Genomic DNA, 21,458 nt, shown 5'->3' with positions numbered 1-21,458 from the left:
ACGGCCTCGACGGCGCGCCCCTGGCCGGTGGTTCCGCCCTCGGAGGCCGAGGGGGTGTCCCAGCCCTGCCAGCCGATGCCACTTACATTAGCGTTAATTTGTACAGAGCCATCTTCAACGGGATTCAAGATGCTGACTTTAAGATCCTCCACTGATTTAGACTGCCCCGTAGTGCCAGCCGTAGACCCGTCGCGCTTACTGCTCATCCAGCCAATATTCGAGACATGCGCCTCATACTGAATATGCATCTTGCTGTCATCTACGTTCAGAAGAGAACCGTTGAAGCAGTAGTTCATGTCACAGCACCCGTTAACGCCCGGGACATTGCCGCTGCTTGAATACTGCCAGAAACTGTAGCTGCCAGCATAATCGCAACGCCAATTATATTGAGCAACCCAATGGTCATAACCGCTCAGAGACGGACTATCCAAGTAGTTGTTGAGCCAGTTAAGGTTCGCATAGATACCCGACTTAAAGCCAACGGCCTCCATACGGTTGCAAAAAGTCTGCGCAATCTGAGCGAGCTTGTCTTTGCTGAAATTCGGATCCTGCAAGATATAGTTATCCTCAAGATCGTAATAAACGGGAAGCGACGGATGATGGCCACCGAGCCAAGCAAGCGTTCGATCGGCTTCTTTATTTGCATCCGCAACAGATCGAGCATAGGAGTAGTAGTAGACGCCATAAGGAATACTGAGGCGCTCACATTCAGCAGCGTTCCTTTCAAAGGAATCGTCAGGCTTTCCATAAACAGGCCCAACCCTGAGGATGGCAAAATCAATCCCTGCGGCCTTAACCATATCCCAATCAACGATCCCCTGGTAATTACTGACGTCAATACCGCGCGCAATAGCACCATTGGGCAAAGGATCGTCAGTTAAAGACTGCGCATCGATGTCGCCATTGTCAGAATCGATAAGCACGCCGTTTTCATAACGCCAAGAGTTAGGCTCTAGGGAGTCGGCTTCAGAGGAATCTGTCTCGATGGAAACATCGCCCGAAGCCTCACCATCAGAATCATCAGTGCCCGGCTCATCGGCACCAACTCCGGCCTGATCGTCGGAAATAAAGTCTGAATCCTCGTCAGGACGAGCAGCATTTGCATCGTCGCCGTACCATTCGGTTGGACCTTGGGAATCCGAAACATCGTCCTGTGTCCCCTGGGAACTTTCATCTTGGGATCCGCACTCTACAGACACTTGAGATGTCGATTGCGAGATAGCGCCAGATTCAGCTGACAGCGCATATGCACAGTAAGGCTGAGAGACTTGCGACCAAATCATTACTAGCGCGCAAGCCAAAACCGCATACGCTTTTAGACGTTTCATATATATCCCCCAAGATAACAGCTGAATACAGCAACACAATCAATGGTTATATTACCGCACTTCAAAGAACACATTTTGAGCTTGGAAAAGCGATGCCCCCCGACACAAAAAGAGGCGCTCCTATTACGGAGCACCTCAATAGGCTCTATGCAAAAGGTCTTGCGGCACCGATCACACGACCGGGAGCGTTAACCGAACGTTCGGTAACTCCAATTCCCGGCCACGAATCGATAATTCGACCGTTTCCGATATAGATTCCAATATGACCCTGGTAGTAGACCACATCTCCCCTCTGCATGGCAGAGGTGCTTACCGGCATAAACGTATTGTTGCGATACCAGTTCATAGAGTTATACGTCTGCTCAGGCAGCCAACGATGGTTATAGGGGTTATACCAACCCATATCCATGCCAGTCGCATACAGACATTGCAGTACCAAGCCCGAGCAATCAACCGCATCCCCTGGCCAAGAGGACCACGGCTCAATATAACGCGTTCCAATATACTCGCGAGCGCGCTGAACAAAAGCGTTAATGCAATCCTGACGCGAAGCGTTATAGGGAATTCGAGAAGGCGTAACGTACGTAAAGTAACCGGTGCAGTACGAAGGAAGCTGAACGCTATTGCAACTAACCTTTGGATAAGATCCCGGGGTCTGATATCCCATATAACGATAGGTCTCAAAATACGAATCAGACGTAGAGCCTGGTGCAGAAGCGCCCTTGGGGACAATCTTTACCTGTAAAGCCTGAACAGGAATGCCAAGCTTCGTGGTGCCCGCCGGTGATCCATTTTTGGTCCAGCCAAGCCATCCGTAATTTGATACATGGACGCGATACCAAACATCAAAGTAATTAGATATCTCGCCAACCAAGTTAATCTTCACAGCTTGGATTTGCTGACCTTGACCAGTAGTTCCCGATGTGGCCCCATCTGAGACAGCAGATTGCCAGCCGATATTGGATACGTGAGCGGAATACGAAATGCCACCGCTCATGGAGCCATCGGAAAGCGATAGCTCCATGGCCTCCATGGCACGGTTCTGCCCAACCGTTCCGGCAACTCCGCCATTGCCAACAGACGCTTGCCAGCCGAGACCGGAGCAAATTGCCTTAGCAGATAGTCCGGGAAGCTGGATCAACGCAGCATGATCTTGAACGGGAGCGTCGGACGAACCCTTGGCAACCAACTTAATTTGAATTGCCTCGGCCTGCTTAGACAGTCCAACGGTGCCGGCTGCAGCGTCATTTTTAGCCCAGCCAAGCCAGCCATAATCCGCCGCATGGATACGGTAGTAAATATCGTATTTTGAAGCGTCGTTGCCGGTCAGTCTTAATTTAACCGCCTGAATTGCGAGGCTCTTGCCAACGGTGCCAGCATAGGAAGCGCCCGAGACGTATGGTTGCCAACCGATATTCGCAACATGTGCCGACACTTCAACTGAGGCATCGATGCCTTGCGTCGTAACATACAGCGCCTGCAGGGAACGAGACATGCCCGTCTGACCCGCAATCTCGCCATTGCCAACGGGAGTCAACCAGCCCGCAGAAGCAACGTGCGCCTGAGATACAAGACCGATTCCAGGCGTTTCGATAAACGCATTGGCGGTGGAGCCAGGCGAAGACTGACCCTTACTTACGAGCGCAATTTCAATGCCGCACAAACCGGAAGAGCCACCAGAAACGCCACATGCCTGACCATTAGACGTCCAGCCCGTCCAACCATTACCGGAATCGCATGCTCGATACCAAATGTCGTAATTAGCAGCGAGCTGACCGCTCAGCGACAACTTAATCGCTTTAACAGGAGCTCCTGATACTGCTTTGGCAGCACCGCCATCCGTTGACGAAGCGCCCCAGCCTGAATACCCATCCATAACAGAATAAGTAATAGACCCGTTATCAGTTTGACCGGCAACGCTCAGGGCAATAGAGTTCAGCAGCCTAGCGCCCTTGCCTCCGATCGTGGCCTTTTGACCGGAAGAGGAAGCTAGACTCTCCCCAGAAACGGCCGATCCGGAAACCGTAACAGCATCTGGATCGCCGATAAAGACCTTAGCCGAAGAGCCGGGCGCCGCTCCGCCTTTCTCAACGAGAACCACTTTGACGGCTTCGATAGCCCTGCCCTTACCGGCAGATCCAGCGGCAGCACCATTGCAGGCCCAATCGAGCCAGCCTATGCCTGACACATGAGCGCAATACCAAATGTCATATTTCTCGGACGCCTCACCGGTCAAGCGAATCTAGACGGCCTCAAGGCGTTGCGCCTTACCAGTCGTACCGCAACGCCCTTCAGACCACTGTTGCCATCCAATATTCGACACATGGCCACGAAGTTCAATAGCACCCGAATGGCCGTACCAGTCAAGCTGGGCTTCAAGAGCTTCCATGGAAAGGCCCCTACCGGTTGTCCCCGCAACAGATCCACTTCTAACGGGCGACATCCAGCCAATATTCGAGGTATGCGAGCGAACGGAAATCGAAGCGGGATCATCGCTACGGTTCTTAAAGGGAGAGGTAGTGTCGCCCGGGGCGGGGTCGCCCTTGGGCAGGACCGCGACCTGGACGGCCTGGACGGCGCGGCCGTAGCCCGCCGAGCCGGCGTCGGCGCCGTCGCACGCCCAGCCCAGCCAGCCGAACTCCGCGGAGTGGACGCGGTACCAGACGGTGTAGCGGGCGGCCAGCTCGCCGGACAGCCTGACCCTCAGGGCCTCGACGGCCCGGGCCTGGCCGGTGGTGCCGGCGGTGCCGCCGTTGCCGACGGCGGGCTGCCAGCCGACGTTCGAGACGTGGGCCTCGACGGATATGGCGTCGGCGCCGAGGGGCTCGCCGGTCGAGGCGTCGGACAGGACGAGGCGAAGCGCCTCGAGGGGGAGCCCCCTGCCGGTCGTGCCGGCGGTCTCGCCGCCGGCGACGGCGCCCATCCAGCCGATATTGGAGACGTGGGCGGAATAAGACAGCGAGACGGCAGTGGCCCCATCGGACTGCGCGGCCTCCGCCTGGCCCCCGTCGGCCTGGGCGGTTTCGGCCTGGGCGGCCTCGTCCTGGGCGCCGGACTCCCCGCCGGCGGGCTGCGCCTCGCCGGGGAGCGGCTGCGTGTCCCCCGCCGCGGCGGGGGCGGCGTAGGCCGCGGGCCCGCACAGGGCCAGGGCGGCAGCGACCGCGAGGACGGCGGCGGCCCCGGAAACTCGTTTCATGGAGCGTTTCATGGAAAATCTCCCTAATCTAGCAACGGTTTAGAGTCTACTAGATTGGGGGGGACGGGGGCCAAGCCCGCACAGTTAGCGTCGGCGTGACGTCCTTCGTCTACAGCACGGTTAAATGCATCGAACAAATGGGCTGCTTCCTCGGGACGCGAGGAAGCATCTAAAACAGTGTTGAGAATGTCTCCCGCATCACGTCCGTGTGTCTCCGTCGCAGGAACCGACGTGGTCTCGCCATCAAGAATGCAAATATTGTCAGGAGGCACTGAAGCCACGACAACCGGCGAATGCGTGGTCACGACAAACTGCACGTTGGGGAAGATGCGAACGAGGTCCTCCAGAATTCGTGCCTGTCAACGAGGGTGCAAATGAAGGTCGATCTCGTCAATCATTACCACGCCCGGCGTCTTGAGCACACGATCCCCTAGTGCGGGGTTCAACATCGCCATGCGATATGCGATGTCCGCAAAAAGGCTCGACGTGCCACGATATCCGTCGCTCATAGAGTGAATCCTATCGCGATGGTAACTACCATCGGCAGTGCTTATATGTAAACACCAGCTGGCCGAGTTCGGCATCAAAATCGACCATCGCGTTCACGGTAGAAGCAGCGGCATCAAAACATGAGGCCGGTGCCTTTTTAACCGCAGAGAACAGTGCGCTGTCACGCCTATTCTGCTACTCCCAAATGGATTGAGATTTAAACCATGCATTCATACGTGCATCGTTCGAAGATGCCTGTAGGGCACCTTCGAACCCACGCGTCCTGTTGGGCAACGATTGGTCTTTAGGTTCAGTCCGCGTCCACAATCGATCGGTCCCATAACGAGCAAGAATGGGAAGGACAACCGTCTCGCCACTGCCGACATTTTTATTGCAGCCGATCGCTGACATCCATTACAGGCGCAGCGTCAGCAATAGTCGTGCAGCCCTTGGCAGTATTAGGCGAACGCAACTAAAACCGCTGCAAATGCAATTAGGTATAATTCTTCCAAATCGCCTAGAGAAAGTGTTTGAATGCTGACCGTAATCGTGCCTACTTACAATGCCGAGCCGTATCTTTCTCAGGCTATAGGCAGCCTATTAAACGAAAACAAAATCGAACTGGAAATCCTCGCCATCAACGACGGATCCACCGACAACTCGCTCGCCATTATGCAAGATTTTGCTGCGCGCGACTCACGCGTTCGAGTGATCGATAAGGCAAACCAGGGTTACGGCGCAACCTGCAATCTGGGCATTCGCGAGGCAATGGGCGACTGGATTGCCATCCTCGAGCCCGATGACTGGATCGAGCCCGGAATGTACTCCGACATGTTTGCCTTTGCCAAGCGCGAATTTGGCGGTCCGAACAAGCTCGATATTATTGAGACCCCGTATTGGATCATTCGCAACCCCGATACCCCCCAAGAGGTCAAACTACATTGCGCATATCGTGGTCGCATCAAACCGTCTCGGCAACCGTTCACCATTCACGACGCTCCACACCTGCTGGCCCATCATCCGTCCATTTGGTCGGCAATCTATCGTCGCGACTTCCTAATGCAAAACAATATCTGGTTTAAGGAAATCCCCGGTGCGGGCTGGGCCGACAATCCATTCCTTGTCGAAACGCTCTGTCAGGCAAAGGCGATCGCTTACTGGCCCAAGCCGTATTACTGCTACCGCGAGGAAACACCCGAAAAGGCAGCTGCTCTGGCAAAGCGTGACCCCTTGATGCCGTTTAATCGCTGGAACGACATGGTCGATATTCTTGAGCGGCTCAACGTCACCGACCCCGCCGTTTGGACACCCCAAATCACACGTGGCTTCACCTATATGGGCATCATGATTGAGCACACCGGAATTGATGGCCACCCCGAAATCGAGCGGGCGATCCACAGGATGTTCGAACGCATGCCGCAAGAGCTGGTATTTGCCAATCCTCGCATTACCCCTGCGGCCAAAAAGCTCTATGCCGAGTATATGGGCATCGCCAACCCTAAAATCAGCTACTGCGCATACGCCAAGGACCTCGTGGGCGAGGGCCTGTATAACGTATGGAACAAGGGGCCCAAGCAAACTCTAAAAATGATCACATCGCACTTTGGTTCATACAACGCACGCGCTGGAAAATAGTCTGATGGGCAGCAAAACAAGCAGAAACACCTCCATCGAAGCGCTGCGCTTGGTAGCGGTCGCTGGCATCGCGGTATTCCACACGTTTCAGTGGACCTTCCAGGCCGTCTGCATCAGCGTGCCGGAATATGCACCGCTCGCCGCCTTCCCCTATTCGGGACTGCTGGGGTTCATTAACTTGCTGGGCTGCTGGGCCAACGAGGTCTTCTTTATGATCTCGGGCTATTTTCTCATCGCTTCGGCCGCGCGTGCTTGGGACGGTGGAGCAACGTGGAAGTCGCAAATGCAACGGACGGCGCAGCGCCTTGGCAAGGTCATTATGCGCACTGCGTTTTATTGCCTCGTGGCGCTCGCGTGGTCCACGGTCGTCTCACCCATTCCTGATGTAGCCCTCAACACGCACAACTGGTATACCCTGGGACTCGAGTTCATTTGGGTCTATGCCGCCACGGTCTTCATGGCGCCATGGTTTGGACTAGCAAGGAGTCGACTCCCCCGGAAGAGCTACACGGCGACGGTCATCGCCGTTGGCATCCTCGCATTTGTTGTTAACGGGTATTTAGCCGCTATGAGTGCGACAAGCGCCGGCGAGTTTTCTTGGCTCCAAAAGTTCATGAGCGCCGTCACGTACGTAGTCGCGTTTTTGATCGGCGGACTGCTCCGCGACGTTACCGATGTCATGGATTCGGACAGGGTGGGCGCCTTGGGCATGCGCTCGCTCGTAACGGTTTTGGTGCTCACCATCATCCTGGAAGGAGCACTCTCCTTCACCGACAACCTCACAGCGATGACAATCCTCTCCTACAAATCGACCTCGCTGATCTCGTTTGCCCTCGCTGCCGCCTGCCTGCTCTTTGCGGCAACCCGACGCAGTGCCTCAGGCAATCCGCGGACTGCAGGTGTCATCGTCACCTTATCGACCGCCACGCTTGGTTTCTATGTGATGCAGTCACTCACCAGTAGCCTGTGGCGTCCCGTCTTCAATACGTTACTCGCAAACATACTGGTCAGCCAAAACAGCCCGGTAGCTATATACATCGTCACGGGTACCGTCATTAGCATCGTCTTTGCTCTGGCACTTCTCATCATCGATGCAGCCAGAAGCTTTATCGCTCGCAAGCTCAAGCGGCAATAGACACGCTGCCGTCAGACGCTAAAGCCGCTACAGCCGTGGCAGGTTCCTGCGTTTTATTCAAAGCTTGCCGTCAAGGTGCGCCGAGCCTTTACAATAGGACAGTCCCAAGGACGTATTCGATAGCTTCCGTGCAGCGCATGCGCGCCGCGCGTGAAAGGATATATTGCCCCATGCCTTCAACCCTTCCCGCCCCCATCGACAAGCTCGCCATCGTCGTCGTTACGTACAAGCGCCAGGAACTCCTGGCCAACTTGTTCGACTCCATGACCGAGCTCACAGCAACGCCCTGGCGCATCGTGATTGTCGATAACGAAAATTCGCGCGAGACCGAGGCCATGTGCACCGCATTCAACGAGCGCCTGGCTAACCTGTGGGGCATCGACACCGAGCAGCCTGACGCGCAGGGCGGCACCGACCGTGTCATCTACGTCCCGCAGCTCGAAAACGGCGGCGGTGCGGGCGGCTTCTCCGCCGGTACTAAATGCGCCTACGACTTGGGGGCCCAGTGGTTCTGGGTCATGGACGACGACGTGCTCGTCATCCCCGAAGGCATCAAGCGTCTTGCCAAGTGGACCGACCGCTATGATGTCATCCAGGGTTCGCGCCTGGACTTTGACGGCGGCGCCTTCTTTTGGCAGTACCAACTCATCCTTTCGCTCGGCATTCCCAACCCCGTCGCCAAGTGGGACTTGGGTCCAGAGGGTTATCGCGCCATGAACCAGCTGTGCTTTGAGGGCGGCATGTTCTCGCGCCGCGTGGTCGACAAGATCGGCCTGCCCGATGCGCGCTTCTTTATCTACGGCGACGATGCCTGCTACGGCTACGTAGCCAGCCAACACTTCCCCGCCGCCGTTGTTGCCGACGTGGTTCTCAAGCGAGCCCGCGCCGTCTCTAACTGGGATATCGCCGGCAAGCGCCAGCTCAACTCTACGAGCGACACCAACCGCTACTACATCATGCGCAACCGAGGCTTCCTCGCTCGCTATATGCAGATCTACGGTGACTACCACCCCATGCTGTTCCGCCTGGGCAATGCCGCGACCTTCTGCAAGGAATTCATTCGCCTGGCTGCGGTCGATAAGTGCTTTAAGACCGGCATTCCGGCGCTGCGCCGCGGCATGAAGGACGCCCGCAAGATCATCAAGGATCCCAACTGGAAGCCCATGCCGCCCATGAAGGACGCGGAGTAGTAAAGGGCTTTCGCCATCCCCTATAACCGCTGGCACACCACGGACACGCGCTGCCCATCAAACCCAAACCCCCAGCGTATGCGGCCAACGCCGGGTCGCGGCACACGGATTTCGTCGATACCGTCGCGCTCTATGTCGAGCAGCGCCTGCACAGCCAGCAATTCCAGGCCCAGCGCATCCACACCGGGGTCATACATCATGTTGATCGTTACCAGCGGACGTTCATCGAGCATACCGATCGTATCGGCTATGTCAAACACAGCGCCCGTAGGAAAAACCTGGATGTCCCAGCGATCCGCGCCACACTTTCGCCTCGAAGCAGGATTGGCATAGCCCGGCAATCCAAAGCAGAGTCCTTGCAAGAGTAGGTGATATGGCAGCGGTGTATCTGGGTCGGTCGCACCGATTCCCGCATCTCCCAAGATGCGGCTTAGCGCCCGCCTCACGGTATCCTCGTTCCCATGGCACAGCCCGTCGCGAAACGCATCGACGTCTCGAATGTCTTCTGCAGCGCACTCAAACCACTCAATAATCACTAGACGCAAGGCCTGACGAAGCTCGTTATTGGGCAATCGCAAAGCACAGAGGCGATCGCCATACTCTGGCTCCTCAGTCATATCTGTCGTCAGGAAACCTGACAGATACAGCGCCGTCCACAAGCCATCATCAGGCGAGGCCCCTAGCCCCGCAGCGCCCAAACAAAGCGGGACCCCAACGCATCCATGGGCCTCGAGCAAATCAAACAAGACCGAAAGGCGGTCGAGATTCCAGTCACTAACTACCCTACTCAGGCAATCCGCATACCCATACAGATCGGCACGCACGGGCGCCGTGCAGCCTCGGTCCAGAAAACCGATCACACGCGCTGGACTCGAGCAATAGGCCCTACCAAACCGATATCCCTCGAGCCATTCACGCGCATCATCCAGGTATTCCTCGCGCCCAACATGATTCAACAGAGCCTGGACCTCGGCATCCGAAAAGCCGAAACAACGGTCACACCAGGTCGAAAGCGGCGCCGTCAGACAATACGAGCAACCATGCAAAGAAAGCGCCGCTTCGGCAGGGCCGGGATACTCCCCCATCAAACACGTCAGCCGCAACGAATCGTGCGCAGTGGCAATGGCGTCGAACAGTACGCGATCGAATAGCCCTGCCGGATCGGCGTCGGAAGCGTCCCTCGCGCTCGCACGGCGAGACCACGCCGCATCGTACCCATCAACGAGCAATACAACCTGCTCATCGCAGGCCATCTCCAGCAGCTCAATGAGCACACCGAGCACCGAGTCAACCTCGTCCGCGCTCGCCACGCCACGCGCGACGTGTTCGATGTGACGCACCTTATCTCGAGCTAAATCCGGAGCCTCCAAGAGCGCCAACAAGCGAGCGCACTCGCCCGAAAGGGCATCGCGCACGACGCCGGCAACAGCGGGGCCACGCCTCGCAGCGCCAGAAAAGTCCAGCGATATCACCGGATAGCAAGCATACTCATCCCGATAGCGCCCGCCGTTCGCATCCCAAATCTGAGCATCGGCAAACAAACGCTGACCAGAGCGACCGACCGCTGGACGCTCCAGAAAAGCCCTGAGCATCGACAAGTTCATGCTCTTGCCAAAACCCTCGGGTCGACAGCACACCACAACGGACGCGTCGCAGTCCAACACATCGGCAATAAACATGGTCTTGTCAACCAGCATGCAGCAACCAAGGGCCTCCGCATAGTCGTGCATGCCAATGGGCAAAACCGCATCGTCGGCACAGCCGATCAAGCGCACGCCAAAGCCAGCAGCACAATCAACATTTGCCTGTTCAGACACCAAAATGTTCCCCCTAAATCGCTGCACGATGCCAATTGTAATGACCGCCTCGCGCGTACCGACGACGCCGCGCGAACATATCGGGCAACGGTAGCAACAAGAGGTGTGAGGGGGCACAACTAATCGTTGCACAACAAAACGGGGCCCGATGCATTCGCACCGGACCCCGTCCCAACTCTTTAGTTATCTAGCAACCAAGAGGCTACTCCTCCGAGCCGTCCTCCCCAGAAGCCTTCTTCTGCTGATCGAGCTTATGCTTACCACTTACGATAGACGTAGCGCCCAGCGTGGCCAAGCTCGCGCTGGCAAGGCTCGCCATCACAATCAAATCGCCCGTCTTGGGCATGTTGCCGCCCGAGGACTTGGTTGTTGTAGTCGTCGTGTTGGTCACCGTTTTGGAGTCATTTTGCTCCTGGTTCCGGTTGTCAGTGTTGCCTTTACCGTTGTCCTCGCCCTGCTGCTTTCCGTCCTTGGTCTTGCCCTTGCTCTCGTCCTTCTCCTCAGATTCAGACTTCTTATCCTCGTCCTTCTTCTGTTCGGACTCGTCGCCCTTCTCCTCAGAGCTAGAACCCTTATCAGATTCGTTCTTCTCGGAAGCCTTGCCCTTGGAGTCGCCCTTTGCGGCCTCGGTCTTTTCCGTGGAAACCTGATCAGAGTTGTCCTTGTTCTGGGTCGAGCCGTTATTGACGCCAGCCATCAGCGAAGAGCCCAGCGTAGAACCAAGCTGCACGGAGAAAGAAGGCTTCTTGTCCGGCGAAGCAACGGGAGCGTCCGGCGCCTTATTCGAGTCGTCCTTGGAAGCATCGGAATCAGGGGTTGTGTCAGAGCCGGAGCCATTGTTAGAGCCGGTGCCAACGGACGAATCGCTCGAGCCGGTAGATGAGTTAGAGGTGTCAGCGTCGGTCGAACCAGAAGCGTCGCTGTCCGTATTGCCGACAGAGCTTGAAGACGAATCGCCCGCAGCAGAGCCGTTCGAATTGGAGCCGTTCGAGGTAGAGCCGTCGTTGGTAGTGCCGCCAGCAGAGCCATTACCGTCAGCATCGGTCGAGGGCGCATCCATCCTGTCATCGTTGACATCGTCACTCGAGCCGTCATTCGAATCAGGTGTCGGCGAGGGCGCCGGCGTAGGCTCGGGCTGCTCGGGCTTGTTGTCCTTCGCAGCGGCAGCCTCGTCCTCGGCGATATAGACCAGGCAGTCCTTTAGCTCGTTGCGGTAGCGGTTCTTCCAGCCCTCGTGGTACTGGGGCTGGCTTGCATACTTGGTCGCCACGTTATTGACCACGCTGCTGGAAAGCGCCGTCACAAACTCGCGGTCGGACATATCGTTGGAAAGATTCGCCCAGCGGAAAAAGTCCCTGCAGCCACCAGTGCCGCACATGTTGGTAATGCTCCACACCATGCCCTTGACGCAATCGGCGCGGCCCGAAATATCAATACCCAGGCCGCTCTTGAGCCACGCCTCGGTAACCGCATAGTACGAGTTGTACGCATAGGCATCTTGAAGTGCTGAGAACTCAACAGGATCGGTGTTGTACGCACCTTGGAAGGCATCCTGCGCGATATGGCCCAGCTCGGTGAGCTGTCCGTTCTCGTACATGGCATTGCTCGCGTTGGAAACCTCGCTGCCGCGATCAATCGCATCCTTGAGCATGCCGTACTTGGCAGAATCGTAGTTGTAAACCTGCTTCATAAACGGAATGAGCGACCAACGACGGTCGAACTGGTAATAGCCCAGCGCGTTGTAGCCGTCACCATACGAAAAGCCCTGGTTATAGTTGCCATGGCTCTCATATTTGGTGAAGTACTTCATCTCGGGAGTCACGTTGACAAACGAGACACCCTGAACCGACCTCAACACGCCCGAGAAGGACTGTTGGGTGTAAAGGCCCTTATCAATATCGGTGGCATCCGAGGCAATGCCCGGCGTGGGCTCCTCGGCAGCGGCGGGTGCCGGCGCGGAAACGGCGCCAAACGAAAGCGCCAGCGTCAGGCCCGCGACAATAGCAGAATGCTTGGGCTGCATAAGATCCTCCCTGCATTGGTGTAGTTAAAGTTCAGTTTGCAAAGATAAAAATAAGTATTGCAGCTCGCCCGTTGTTGCACAACAACCCCTCGGTAAACGGCAACAACCCTCCGCGAAATCTTAAGGAATTGCGCTCAACCTACAGCTTAATGTCAAAGTTGATCTCGGGGACGGCGGCCAGGTCGGCCAACGTCACGCCGTCGACGTACTTTTCGATCACGTCGTCCAGACCGCGCCAGAACTTGACGGTCGAGCAAAGATCGCTGCGGGTGCAGCTGTTGTCGATGCCATCGCACGCCACTGGAGCCGTGCTGCCCTCGACGGCGCGCAGGATGTCGCCGGCACGCACCTCGGCTGGATCCTTGGCCATCATGTAGCCGCCGCCCTTGCCGCGCACGCTCTTAAGCAGGCCCGCCTTCATAAGCGGACGAACCAGCTGCTCCAAATACTTTTGTGAGATATGCTCGCGGTCGGCAACCTCGCGCAGGGCAATCTTGCCCTCGGCGTCGCCCAGCGCCGCGATATAGATCATCAGCCGGAGGGCATAGCGGCCCTTGGAAGAAATGAGCATACCTACCCTCCCATCGCATCTGGGACAACATAACCAGGTTTGTTTGTCCCAAATCTTAAGTAAATGGGACAAACACAACAGGTTATTTTGTCCCAGAATTTGAAAAGTCGAGTGGATTAGTCGGGTTTTCCCTTGACTAACGCCGAACCCATAGTAACTTTATTCCGAGAAGATTCCTAGGGTTTAGTACACCTATGAGTACACCATATACAGAGAGGGACAGCATGAGCGCAAATCCGCTGCTTTCCATCGAAGGTCTGACCGCCTCCGTGGACGAGAAGACCATCCTCCACAACGTCAACCTCAACGTCGCCGCCGGCGAGACCCACGTGCTGATGGGACCCAACGGCGCCGGCAAGTCCACCCTCGGCCACCTGGTCATGGGCGACCCCGTCTACACGGTCAACGACGGCCGCATCGTCTTTGACGGCCAGAACATCACCGAGCTCACCACCGACAAGCGTTCGCGCGCCGGCCTGTTCCTGAGCTTCCAGGCCCCGGTCGAGATTCCGGGCGTGCCACTGTCGAGCTTTTTGCGCGCCAGCATCGCCGGCCGCCCCGGCCTGGAGATGAAGGGCAAGGAGTTCCGCCGCCGCGTGAAGGAGCTCGCGGCCGAGCTCAACATGGATACCGCCTACCTCAACCGCGAGCTGGGCGTGGGTTTCTCGGGCGGCGAGAAAAAGAAGGTCGAGATGCTCCAGCTTCTGCTGCTGCAGCCCAAGCTCGCCATCCTGGACGAGACTGACTCCGGCCTGGACGTCGACGCCCTTTCCACCGTCAGTCATGGCATGGACGCCTACCGCAAGAGCTGCGACGGCTCCATGCTCATCATCACGCACAACACGCGCATCCTGGAGCACCTGGATGTCGACCGCGTCCACGTTATGGTCAAGGGCCACATCGTGCGCGAGGACGACGCCTCGCTCATCCCCTGGATCGACAAGAACGGCTTTGAGAACTTCGAGCGCGAGGCCGCCGAGCAGCGCGCCCAGGCCGAGGCCGCCGCTGCCGAGCAGCAGGCGTAAAGGGGCGACGCAATGACCAAGAACCGCACCGAGGTCGCGGACATCGACCGCAGCCTCTACGACTTCACCTATGGCGAGGAGGGATTTGAGCGCCTCGACGCCGGCATCACGCCCGACATCGTGCGCGAGATCAGCGCCAAGAAGGACGAGCCGCAGTGGATGCTCGACCTGCGCTTAAAGTCCCTCGAGATCTTCAACCGCTTCCCCGACCCGACGTGGGGCCCCTCCATCGAGGGCCTGGACATGGATAACATCGTCGCCTATGTCAAGCCCAACACCGACCAAAAGCACGACTGGGAGTCGGTGCCCGACGACATCAAGAGCACCTTTGAGCGCCTGGGCATCCCCGAGGCCGAGCGCAGCTATCTGGCAGGCGTCGGCGCGCAGTACGACTCCGAGCTCGTCTACCACAACATGCAGGACACAGCGTCTAAGATGGGCATCGTCTACTCCGGCATCGAGGAGGCCCTGCACGACCCGCAGTGGGAACCGCTCATCCACGAGAAGTTTATGACGCTCATCCCGCCCACCGACCACAAGTTTGCGGCCCTGCACGGCGCCGTATGGTCGGGCGGCTCGTTTGTCTACGTGCCCAAGGGCACCAAGCTCGACTTCCCGCTGCAGAGCTACTTCCGTCTTAACGCCAAGGGCGCCGGCCAGTTTGAGCACACGCTCATCATCGTCGAGGACGACGCCGACCTGCACTTTATCGAGGGTTGCTCCGCGCCCAAGTACAACGTAGCCAACCTCCACGCCGGCGCCGTCGAGCTCTTTGTGGGCAAGCGTGCGCACCTGCGCTACTCGACCATCGAGAACTGGTCCAAGAACATGTACAACCTCAACACCAAGCGTGCGCGCGTGGACGAGGACGGCGACATCGAGTGGATCAGCGGCTCCTTCGGTAGCCACGTGGGCTACCTCTACCCCATGAGCGTGCTCAACGGCCGTCGCGCCCGCTCGAGCTTTACCGGCATCACCTTTGCCGGCGCCGGGCAGAACCTCGACACCGGCTGCAAGGTCGTGCTCAACGCGCCCGAGACCTCGGCAACCGTCGAGACCAAGGGCATCTCCAAGAGCGGCGGCATCCAGACGTTCCGCAGCTCTATCGTTGCCACGCCCAAGGCCGAGGGCTCCAAGGCAACCGTGAGCTGCCAGTCACTGATGCTCGACGACCAGAGCCGCTCCGACACCATCCCGGCCATGGACATCCGCGCCAAGAACGTCGACATCGGCCACGAGGCCACCATCGGACGTATCGGCGACGACAAGGTATTCTACCTGATGAGCCGCGGTATCCCGGAGGAAGAGGCTCGCACCATGATCGTCAACGGCTTTGCCAACCCGGTCTCCAAGGAGCTACCGCTTGAGTACGCCGTCGAGATGAACAACCTGATCAAGCTCGAGATGGAAGGAGCGATCGGATAATGGAACAGACCACGAACACCGCTGCTACCACCCTTGAGCAGGTCAATGCGATGCCGGCTGCCACTTGGGGTTGGCTCAAGATGAACCAGACCAAGCTCGAGCTCTCTGACGAGCTTGCCGCCGCTCCCGCCGAGACCATTGAGGTTGAGGGCTTGGAAGAGCAGTTTGCTGGCGTGGCAGACGCGTTCGACGCCGCCATGGACGCCATGGCCGAGCGCTTCCCCGAGCGCCGCGCCTCCGCCCCTGGCGATGCCGCCGACCGCGCCCGCATCACGCCCGAGACCGAGCTTGACGTGCCCGCCACCTCCATCTACCAGGCCGGTGCCATCAAGCTCGAGGAGGAGCTCTCCCCTGCTGAAGCCTTCGAGACCGGCATGGGCGAGGCTGCCTACACCTACTTGGTCGACCACGCCACCAAGCGCATCGTCATCGATGTGCCCGCATACCAGCACGCCACGGTTACCGTGCACGTGAGTGGCGTCGACACTGCCGCGGCCATCGCCGCCATCGATGTCGTCGCCCGTCCGCAGGCAACGCTCGACCTGCGCATAGCCCTGGACTCCCCCGTTGCCGGCCAAGGCGTCGTGGGCTCCGTGCTACGCGTGTGTGCCCACGAGTACGCCACCGTCAACGTGACCTGCACGCAGACGCTCGACGATAGCTGGATCGCGCTCGACGACACCGGCCTGTTCCTGGACGAGGGCACGCGCGTCAACGTGCAGCACACCGTCCTGGGTGCCGGCGCCAGCGCCACCGGCCTTGCCGGCGACCTGCTGGGCGATACCGCCAAGGTCACCATCGATACTGACTACCTGGGCGCCCGCGAGCAGGTGCGCGACTTTAACTACGAGCTGCGCCACCGCGGTCGCAAGACCGAGTGCGAGATCGACGCCAACGGCGTGCTGACCGGTACGTCCAAGAAGGTCTACCGCGGCACCATCGACCTCGTGCACGGCTGCAAGGGTGCAACCGGCACCGAGCGCGAGACGGTGCTTTTGGCCAACAAGGGCGTCGACAACAAGACCGTTCCCGTCATTCTCTGCGACGAGGACGACGTCGCCGGCAACCACGGCGCCACCATCGGTCACGTCCGCGACGAGCAGCTGTTCTACCTCGCCTGCCGCGGCCTTGACCAAAACGCCGCCGAGGACCTGTTCATCCGCGCCAAGCTGGAGGACGCCGCGCTTTCCGCCACCGACGAGCGCACCCGCGCAGCCGTCGTCCGCCTGGGCAACAACCTGATCGACAACTTTGAAGAGGAGCTCGCATGATTGACACCGAGCACGTTAAATGCGATACCTGCACCGCGCCTGAGCCCATGGAGCTCGACGCCAGCGACGAGGCCTCGCGCGGCTGGCCCACCGTGGACATCGAGACCAACCCCTACAAGGCGCAGTTCCCGCTCTTCCAGCAGCACCCCGAGATCGCCTTCCTCGATAGCGCCGCCACCGCGCAGCGCCCTGCCTGTGTGCTCGACGCCGAGCACGACTTCTATCAGCGCATGAACGCCAACCCCCTGCGTGGCCTGTACTCGCTGTCCGTCGAGGCCACCGACGCCATCGCGAAAGTCCGCCAGCAGATCGCCGACCTCATCGGTGCCTCACAGGCCAACGAGGTCATCTTCACCCGCAACACGAGCGAGTCGCTCAACCTGGTCGCCAAGAGCTTTGCGCCCACAGTGCTCGAACCGGGCGACGAGGTCGTCATCACCATCATGGAACACCACTCCAACCTGATTCCGTGGCAGCAGGTCTGCCACGAGACCGGCGCCAAGCTCGTCTACCTCTACCCCACCAAGACCGGCCAGCTCACCACCGAGGAGGTTCTTGCCAAGGTGGGTCCCAAGACCAAGATCCTGGCCGTGGGACAGGTCTCCAACGTGTTGGGCGTCGAGAACCCAGTCAAGAACCTCGGCAAGCTCGTGCACAAGTACGGCGGCTACCTGGTCGTCGACGGTGCACAGTCGCTGCCGCACATGCCGGTCGATGTGGCCGACCTGGGCGCCGACTTCTTTGCCTTTAGCGCGCACAAGGCCATGGGCCCCATGGGCATCGGCGTGCTGTGGGGCAAAATGGACCTGCTCAACGCCATGCCGCCCATGCTCACCGGCGGCGAGATGATCGACTCGGTCACCGAGCAGGACGCCATCTGGGCGCCCGTTCCCGAGAAATTCGAGGCCGGCACGCAGGACGCCGCCGGCATCTTCGCCACGGGTGCGGCACTCGACTACCTGGTCAACACGGTGGGTTACGAGAACATCCAGGCCCGCGAGCGGGCACTCGTCCACTATCTGATGGGCGAACTCATGCAGCTCGACTTTGTCCAAATCATCGGTTCCATCTACTGGGACAACCACCACGGCGTTGTGAGCTTTAACGTCAAGGGAATTCACCCGCACGACGTCGCGAGCATCATGGACATGGACGGCGTCTGCATCCGCGCCGGCCACCACTGCGCGCAGCCGCTGCTCACCTGGCTGGGCGTCGAGAACCTTGCCTGCTGCCGCGCCAGCGTGGCCTTCTACAACGACAAGGCCGACATCGACAAGTTCATCGCCGGTCTGCATCACGTTTGGAGCACGTTCAATGGGTAATCTATACACCTCCACCACGTTTATGGAGCACAACTCGCACCCCGACTATAAGTACGAGATGGATGCCCCCACGCACGAGCACGACGGCATCAACCCCAGCTGTGGCGACGAGCTCACCTTGCAGCTGCGTGTCGAGAAGGGCGTGATCGAGGAGGCCTCCTTTACCGGTCATGGCTGCGCCATCAGCCAGGCCAGCGCCGACATCATGGCCGACCTCATCACCGGCGAGACCGTCGAGGAAGCTCACCGCTTGGCAGAGCTCTTCCTCGCCATGATCCGCGGCGAGCAGCTCTCCGAGGAGGACCTGGAAGACCTGGACGAAGCCGCCCAGCTCCAGGACATCTCGCACATGCCCGCCCGCGTCAAATGCGCCGAGCTCGCCTGGCGCACCCTCGGCGGCATGCTCGAGGGGCAAGCTAACCAGTAGCGTATGCTCCGAATCCAAGGTTTTTGATTGCCGAGCCGCCCGATACGGGCGGCTCTGTTTTTCCTAATGAGCACGAACGCACAAAATCAGCGCGTCCGGCGCCCCGTCTGTCGTTTACCACACGGCCAGACGCGAACACGGGCGTTTTTCACAGCACCAAAGGCCTGCGGCAGGGCCCCGGGCCCGCCAAGCAATGCGCCAAGCCCCGTTCTGCTGAGCTCCGACTCGCTTCGCGCCTGCCGCAGACGGGTCCCATAGGGTGCGACGTGCATTTTTGCGAGTATTCAGCACGCCAAGCTGTATGTATACGCATCGAAAGCGTTAATCAACGTCTCCAGGCGCATATATATTGTGTTTTAGAACAAGCATCGCGGTCTCAGGGATCACATACATGCGCTTCGGAGGCGCATCGGAAGGCATAAATAGCTTCGGGACCCGTATGTTGCAAGATTGTGGCAGTGCCGACAGCACCACGATGATGAAAACTCCGTTTTTTGCACGGCGCAGACGGGGGTAGGCACGGGCAAACCCGGACTGAGCTGTTATTTTATGCAAGATGACGATTGTTCTATGCATATTAAGAAGTGCAGTTACCGTACCAAGCTTTTGAACGCTGGTTGCGGCGTATGGACGACCCCAGCTGCGGTGAACAGGCGACCTTACATCACGTTTCCGCCAGCCCGCATCGCCGTTCGCGCGCGGGCGCGCACGATACGAGAGACGGTACTTTTGCCAATCCCGGTATACCGCTCAATCTGGCGCACCGTAAAGCCGGCATTGTTCAATCCAACAATAACAGTATCGCGCTGCGCCGGCGGTGCAGTTTTAACACCGTGGAGCGGAACCCCGAGCCCCTTCGCCAACTTTTCGGCAAAGGCGTGGCGTTCCCACTCCGTCTCTTTCATATCGCACAGCGCTGGCTCGCTGCCGTCGGGCGTCGAAAGCGAATAGGCAATAAAGCCCTCGGCAGAACCAAAAAGCTCAAGCACGCAAGAAGGATCAGAAAATCCCCTCGCGACATCAGCCGCGTCACCGTCGTAAGCGCACAAATGCTCCGCAAAGCTACTCCAGGGATAACGCTCGATTAGGCTAACGCCCGCCTCCTGCGGATCGGCGTGTACGGAGCGAATAGCCTCCATCACCTGCCAGTCGGTATCGAGCGAGCGCCGGTCAAAACGGTTCTGGAACAGATGGCCTGTGCGCCTCGTGCGTTTATTGAACCGCCGCGCGTACGTCAAAAGCAGCCGGTGCATCGCCGCGCTCATCCTGTCCTCGTAATCTGCAAGCACCAAATGCACGTGATTGCCCATAAGGCACCAAGCGATAACCGTCACACCCTCCTCGCGGCAGCACTCGCGCATCAGTTCCAGAAACTCCCAGCGGTCGTCATCGGTCTCAAAGATCAGTTGCTTGCCTGTACCGCGGGCACAGACATGGTAAAAGCCGGTAACCGTTCTCCAAACGCGCTGCATGACGCTCCCTTCGCCGGGATCTGCTTGCCATCCAATACAGCACGATTGAAGCGTGCCATCAAAACATTCACGCAAAACAACTACGCCACACGGCAAAAGGCAGTATACAGGCGGCGAACGGCATCATAGCTACAGGTCAGACAACGCGACATAGTCAAAAGCTTGAACAGAACCGACCCCCTTCAGCGAACCGCACAGCCGCAAACAGCTTTGTTAAATCGCTTCAATTGAAAGTTCCGCGCTTCTCGCTACGAAAACTGAGCCGTTCGCCGAATATTCCGTGCATTTCGCGGTATTATAGGGGCTGCATGTCATGTCCCTTTCAAAGGGTCGCCCGGCAATCGCCAGCCACGACCCCCAGACGGGACGCCAACACGATAGAGAGGAGAGGCATGCAGTACTCACAGGAAGTGGAGAACATGTGCCCCGTTGCCAAGGGTGCATACCACGGCCCCGCACCCATCCCCGAGGAGGGCAAGTGGGTCCAGGCTAAGGAGATTTCCGACATCTCCGGTCTTACGCACGGTGTGGGTTGGTGCGCACCTCAGCAGGGCGCCTGCAAGCTCACGCTGAACGTCAAGGACGGCATCATCGAGGAGGCCCTCGTTGAGACCATCGGCTGCTCGGGCATGACCCACTCTGCCGCCATGGCTTCCGAGATCCTTCCCGGTAAGACCATCCTCGAGGCCCTCAACACCGACCTCGTCTGCGACGCCATCAACGTTGCTATGCGCGAGATCTTCCTGCAGATCGTTTACGGCCGCAGCCAGACCGCGTTCTCCGAGGGCGGCCTGCCCGTGGGCGCCTCCCTCGACGACCTCGGCAAGGGCCTTCGCTCTCAGGTCGGCACCATGTTCGGCACCAAGGCCAAGGGCGCTCGTTACCTCGAGCTCGCTCAGGGCTACGTCACCCGCATGGCCCTCAACGACAAGAACGAGATCATCGCATTCGAGTTCCTGAACCTCGGCAAGTTCACCGACGCCGTCAAGGCCGGCAAGACCCCCGAGGAGGCCATCGCTGGCGCTATGGGCCACTATGGTCAGTGGGACAACGCTGCCAAGTACATCGACCCGCGCACCGACGAGGAGACTCACTCCGTCGCCAGCGTGTTCCCGGTTCACGAGTAGAAAGG

The 21,458-nt window shown here is 58.6% G+C and carries 17 protein-coding genes; 9 read left to right on the top strand and 8 right to left on the bottom strand.

The features are described 5' to 3' along the window. The 4 genes from I4W07_RS01955 to I4W07_RS01940 form a co-directional block, all read right to left on the bottom strand. Positions 1-1,328 (bottom strand): GH25 family lysozyme (locus I4W07_RS01955; RefSeq protein ID WP_268865702.1); only part of this gene is annotated, 1,328 nt, incomplete at its 3' end. A 145-nt stretch (positions 1,329-1,473) separates the two neighbouring features. After that, positions 1,474-3,564, bottom strand: a complete 2,091-nt coding sequence (locus I4W07_RS01950) for an NlpC/P60 family protein (RefSeq protein ID WP_196025442.1) — start codon at positions 3,562-3,564, stop codon at positions 1,474-1,476. A 6-nt stretch (positions 3,565-3,570) separates the two neighbouring features. Next, the gene (locus I4W07_RS01945; RefSeq protein ID WP_196025441.1) at positions 3,571-4,536 is read right to left on the bottom strand and encodes a hypothetical protein; all 966 of its coding nucleotides are present in this window, start codon (positions 4,534-4,536) and stop codon (positions 3,571-3,573) included. A 347-nt stretch (positions 4,537-4,883) separates the two neighbouring features. Further along, complete coding sequence (locus I4W07_RS01940) at positions 4,884-5,033, bottom strand: hypothetical protein (protein WP_195535193.1); 150 nt, start codon at positions 5,031-5,033, stop codon at positions 4,884-4,886. A 514-nt stretch (positions 5,034-5,547) separates the two neighbouring features. Between I4W07_RS01940 and I4W07_RS01935 the strand changes: the two genes are divergently transcribed. The 3 genes from I4W07_RS01935 to I4W07_RS01925 all read left to right on the top strand — a co-directional run bounded on the left by I4W07_RS01935 (position 5,548) and on the right by I4W07_RS01925 (position 8,973). Continuing rightward, positions 5,548-6,648 (top strand): glycosyltransferase family 2 protein, encoded by a 1,101-nt coding sequence (locus I4W07_RS01935; protein WP_118405878.1) that lies wholly within the window; start codon positions 5,548-5,550, stop codon positions 6,646-6,648. Between the two features lie 4 nt (positions 6,649-6,652). After that, complete coding sequence (locus I4W07_RS01930; protein WP_196025440.1) at positions 6,653-7,783, top strand: acyltransferase family protein; 1,131 nt, start codon at positions 6,653-6,655, stop codon at positions 7,781-7,783. Between the two features lie 170 nt (positions 7,784-7,953). Then, entirely contained in the window at positions 7,954-8,973 is a 1,020-nt protein-coding gene (locus I4W07_RS01925) for a glycosyltransferase (protein WP_195361697.1), read from the top strand. Positions 8,974-8,993: 20 nt separating this feature from the next. On the opposite strand, the gene I4W07_RS01920 is transcribed toward I4W07_RS01925, so the two are convergent. The 3 genes from I4W07_RS01920 to I4W07_RS01910 all read right to left on the bottom strand — a co-directional run bounded on the left by I4W07_RS01920 (position 8,994) and on the right by I4W07_RS01910 (position 13,384). Then, on the bottom strand, positions 8,994-10,790 hold the full coding sequence (locus I4W07_RS01920; protein ID WP_196025439.1) for an AAA family ATPase: 1,797 nt from the start codon (positions 10,788-10,790) through the stop codon (positions 8,994-8,996). Between the two features lie 202 nt (positions 10,791-10,992). Further along, the gene (locus I4W07_RS01915; RefSeq protein ID WP_196025438.1) at positions 10,993-12,813 is read right to left on the bottom strand and encodes a hypothetical protein; all 1,821 of its coding nucleotides are present in this window, start codon (positions 12,811-12,813) and stop codon (positions 10,993-10,995) included. A 139-nt stretch (positions 12,814-12,952) separates the two neighbouring features. Then, positions 12,953-13,384, bottom strand: a complete 432-nt coding sequence (locus I4W07_RS01910) for an RrF2 family transcriptional regulator (protein ID WP_055310594.1) — start codon at positions 13,382-13,384, stop codon at positions 12,953-12,955. Positions 13,385-13,608: 224 nt separating this feature from the next. On the opposite strand from I4W07_RS01910, the gene sufC reads away from it, so the two are divergent. The 5 genes from sufC to sufU are packed head-to-tail and all read left to right on the top strand — an operon-like array spanning position 13,609 to position 18,854. Further along, positions 13,609-14,409 (top strand): Fe-S cluster assembly ATPase SufC, encoded by an 801-nt coding sequence (sufC, locus tag I4W07_RS01905; RefSeq protein ID WP_196025437.1) that lies wholly within the window; start codon positions 13,609-13,611, stop codon positions 14,407-14,409. A gap of 12 nt (positions 14,410-14,421) precedes the next feature. Further along, positions 14,422-15,834, top strand: coding sequence for a Fe-S cluster assembly protein SufB (gene sufB, locus I4W07_RS01900; RefSeq protein WP_196025436.1), 1,413 nt, complete (start codon positions 14,422-14,424; stop codon positions 15,832-15,834). Next, the gene (locus tag I4W07_RS01895) at positions 15,834-17,105 is read left to right on the top strand and encodes a SufB/SufD family protein (protein WP_196025435.1); all 1,272 of its coding nucleotides are present in this window, start codon (positions 15,834-15,836) and stop codon (positions 17,103-17,105) included. The genes sufB and I4W07_RS01895 overlap by 1 nt, the downstream gene beginning before the upstream one ends. Next, on the top strand, positions 17,102-18,427 hold the full coding sequence (locus tag I4W07_RS01890) for an aminotransferase class V-fold PLP-dependent enzyme (protein WP_230317425.1): 1,326 nt from the start codon (positions 17,102-17,104) through the stop codon (positions 18,425-18,427). Before I4W07_RS01895 ends, I4W07_RS01890 begins: the two co-directional genes overlap by 4 nt. Beyond that, complete coding sequence (sufU, locus tag I4W07_RS01885) at positions 18,420-18,854, top strand: Fe-S cluster assembly sulfur transfer protein SufU (RefSeq protein ID WP_196025434.1); 435 nt, start codon at positions 18,420-18,422, stop codon at positions 18,852-18,854. Before I4W07_RS01890 ends, sufU begins: the two co-directional genes overlap by 8 nt. Before the next feature lie 659 nt (positions 18,855-19,513). On the opposite strand, the gene I4W07_RS01880 is transcribed toward sufU, so the two are convergent. Beyond that, positions 19,514-20,401 (bottom strand): transposase, encoded by an 888-nt coding sequence (locus tag I4W07_RS01880; RefSeq protein ID WP_196025433.1) that lies wholly within the window; start codon positions 20,399-20,401, stop codon positions 19,514-19,516. Positions 20,402-20,718: 317 nt separating this feature from the next. Between I4W07_RS01880 and I4W07_RS01875 the strand changes: the two genes are divergently transcribed. After that, a complete protein-coding gene (locus I4W07_RS01875; protein WP_022094816.1) occupies positions 20,719-21,453 on the top strand; it encodes an iron-sulfur cluster assembly scaffold protein in 735 nt (244 codons plus the stop codon). The last annotated feature ends 5 nt before the right edge of the window (positions 21,454-21,458 follow it).

Origin of the sequence: Collinsella aerofaciens (assembly GCF_015670745.1) — a bacterium.
GTDB lineage: Bacteria > Actinomycetota > Coriobacteriia > Coriobacteriales > Coriobacteriaceae > Collinsella > Collinsella aerofaciens_T.
Note: the sequence above shows the minus strand (reverse complement) of the source record. Positions and strands in the feature narration are given on the sequence as shown.

Coding starts and splice junctions, on each gene's coding strand:
- I4W07_RS01945 (WP_196025441.1), bottom strand. CDS start 4,536: ATGAAACGCTCCATGAAACGAGTTTCCGGGGCCGCCGCCGTCCTCGCG.
- I4W07_RS01940 (WP_195535193.1), bottom strand. CDS start 5,033: ATGAGCGACGGATATCGTGGCACGTCGAGCCTTTTTGCGGACATCGCA.
- I4W07_RS01935 (WP_118405878.1), top strand. CDS start 5,548: ATGCTGACCGTAATCGTGCCTACTTACAATGCCGAGCCGTATCTTTCT.
- I4W07_RS01930 (WP_196025440.1), top strand. CDS start 6,653: ATGGGCAGCAAAACAAGCAGAAACACCTCCATCGAAGCGCTGCGCTTG.
- I4W07_RS01925 (WP_195361697.1), top strand. CDS start 7,954: ATGCCTTCAACCCTTCCCGCCCCCATCGACAAGCTCGCCATCGTCGTC.
- I4W07_RS01915 (WP_196025438.1), bottom strand. CDS start 12,813: ATGCAGCCCAAGCATTCTGCTATTGTCGCGGGCCTGACGCTGGCGCTT.
- I4W07_RS01910 (WP_055310594.1), bottom strand. CDS start 13,384: ATGCTCATTTCTTCCAAGGGCCGCTATGCCCTCCGGCTGATGATCTAT.
- sufC (WP_196025437.1), top strand. CDS start 13,609: ATGAGCGCAAATCCGCTGCTTTCCATCGAAGGTCTGACCGCCTCCGTG.
- sufB (WP_196025436.1), top strand. CDS start 14,422: ATGACCAAGAACCGCACCGAGGTCGCGGACATCGACCGCAGCCTCTAC.
- I4W07_RS01895 (WP_196025435.1), top strand. CDS start 15,834: ATGGAACAGACCACGAACACCGCTGCTACCACCCTTGAGCAGGTCAAT.
- I4W07_RS01890 (WP_230317425.1), top strand. CDS start 17,102: ATGATTGACACCGAGCACGTTAAATGCGATACCTGCACCGCGCCTGAG.
- sufU (WP_196025434.1), top strand. CDS start 18,420: ATGGGTAATCTATACACCTCCACCACGTTTATGGAGCACAACTCGCAC.
- I4W07_RS01875 (WP_022094816.1), top strand. CDS start 20,719: ATGCAGTACTCACAGGAAGTGGAGAACATGTGCCCCGTTGCCAAGGGT.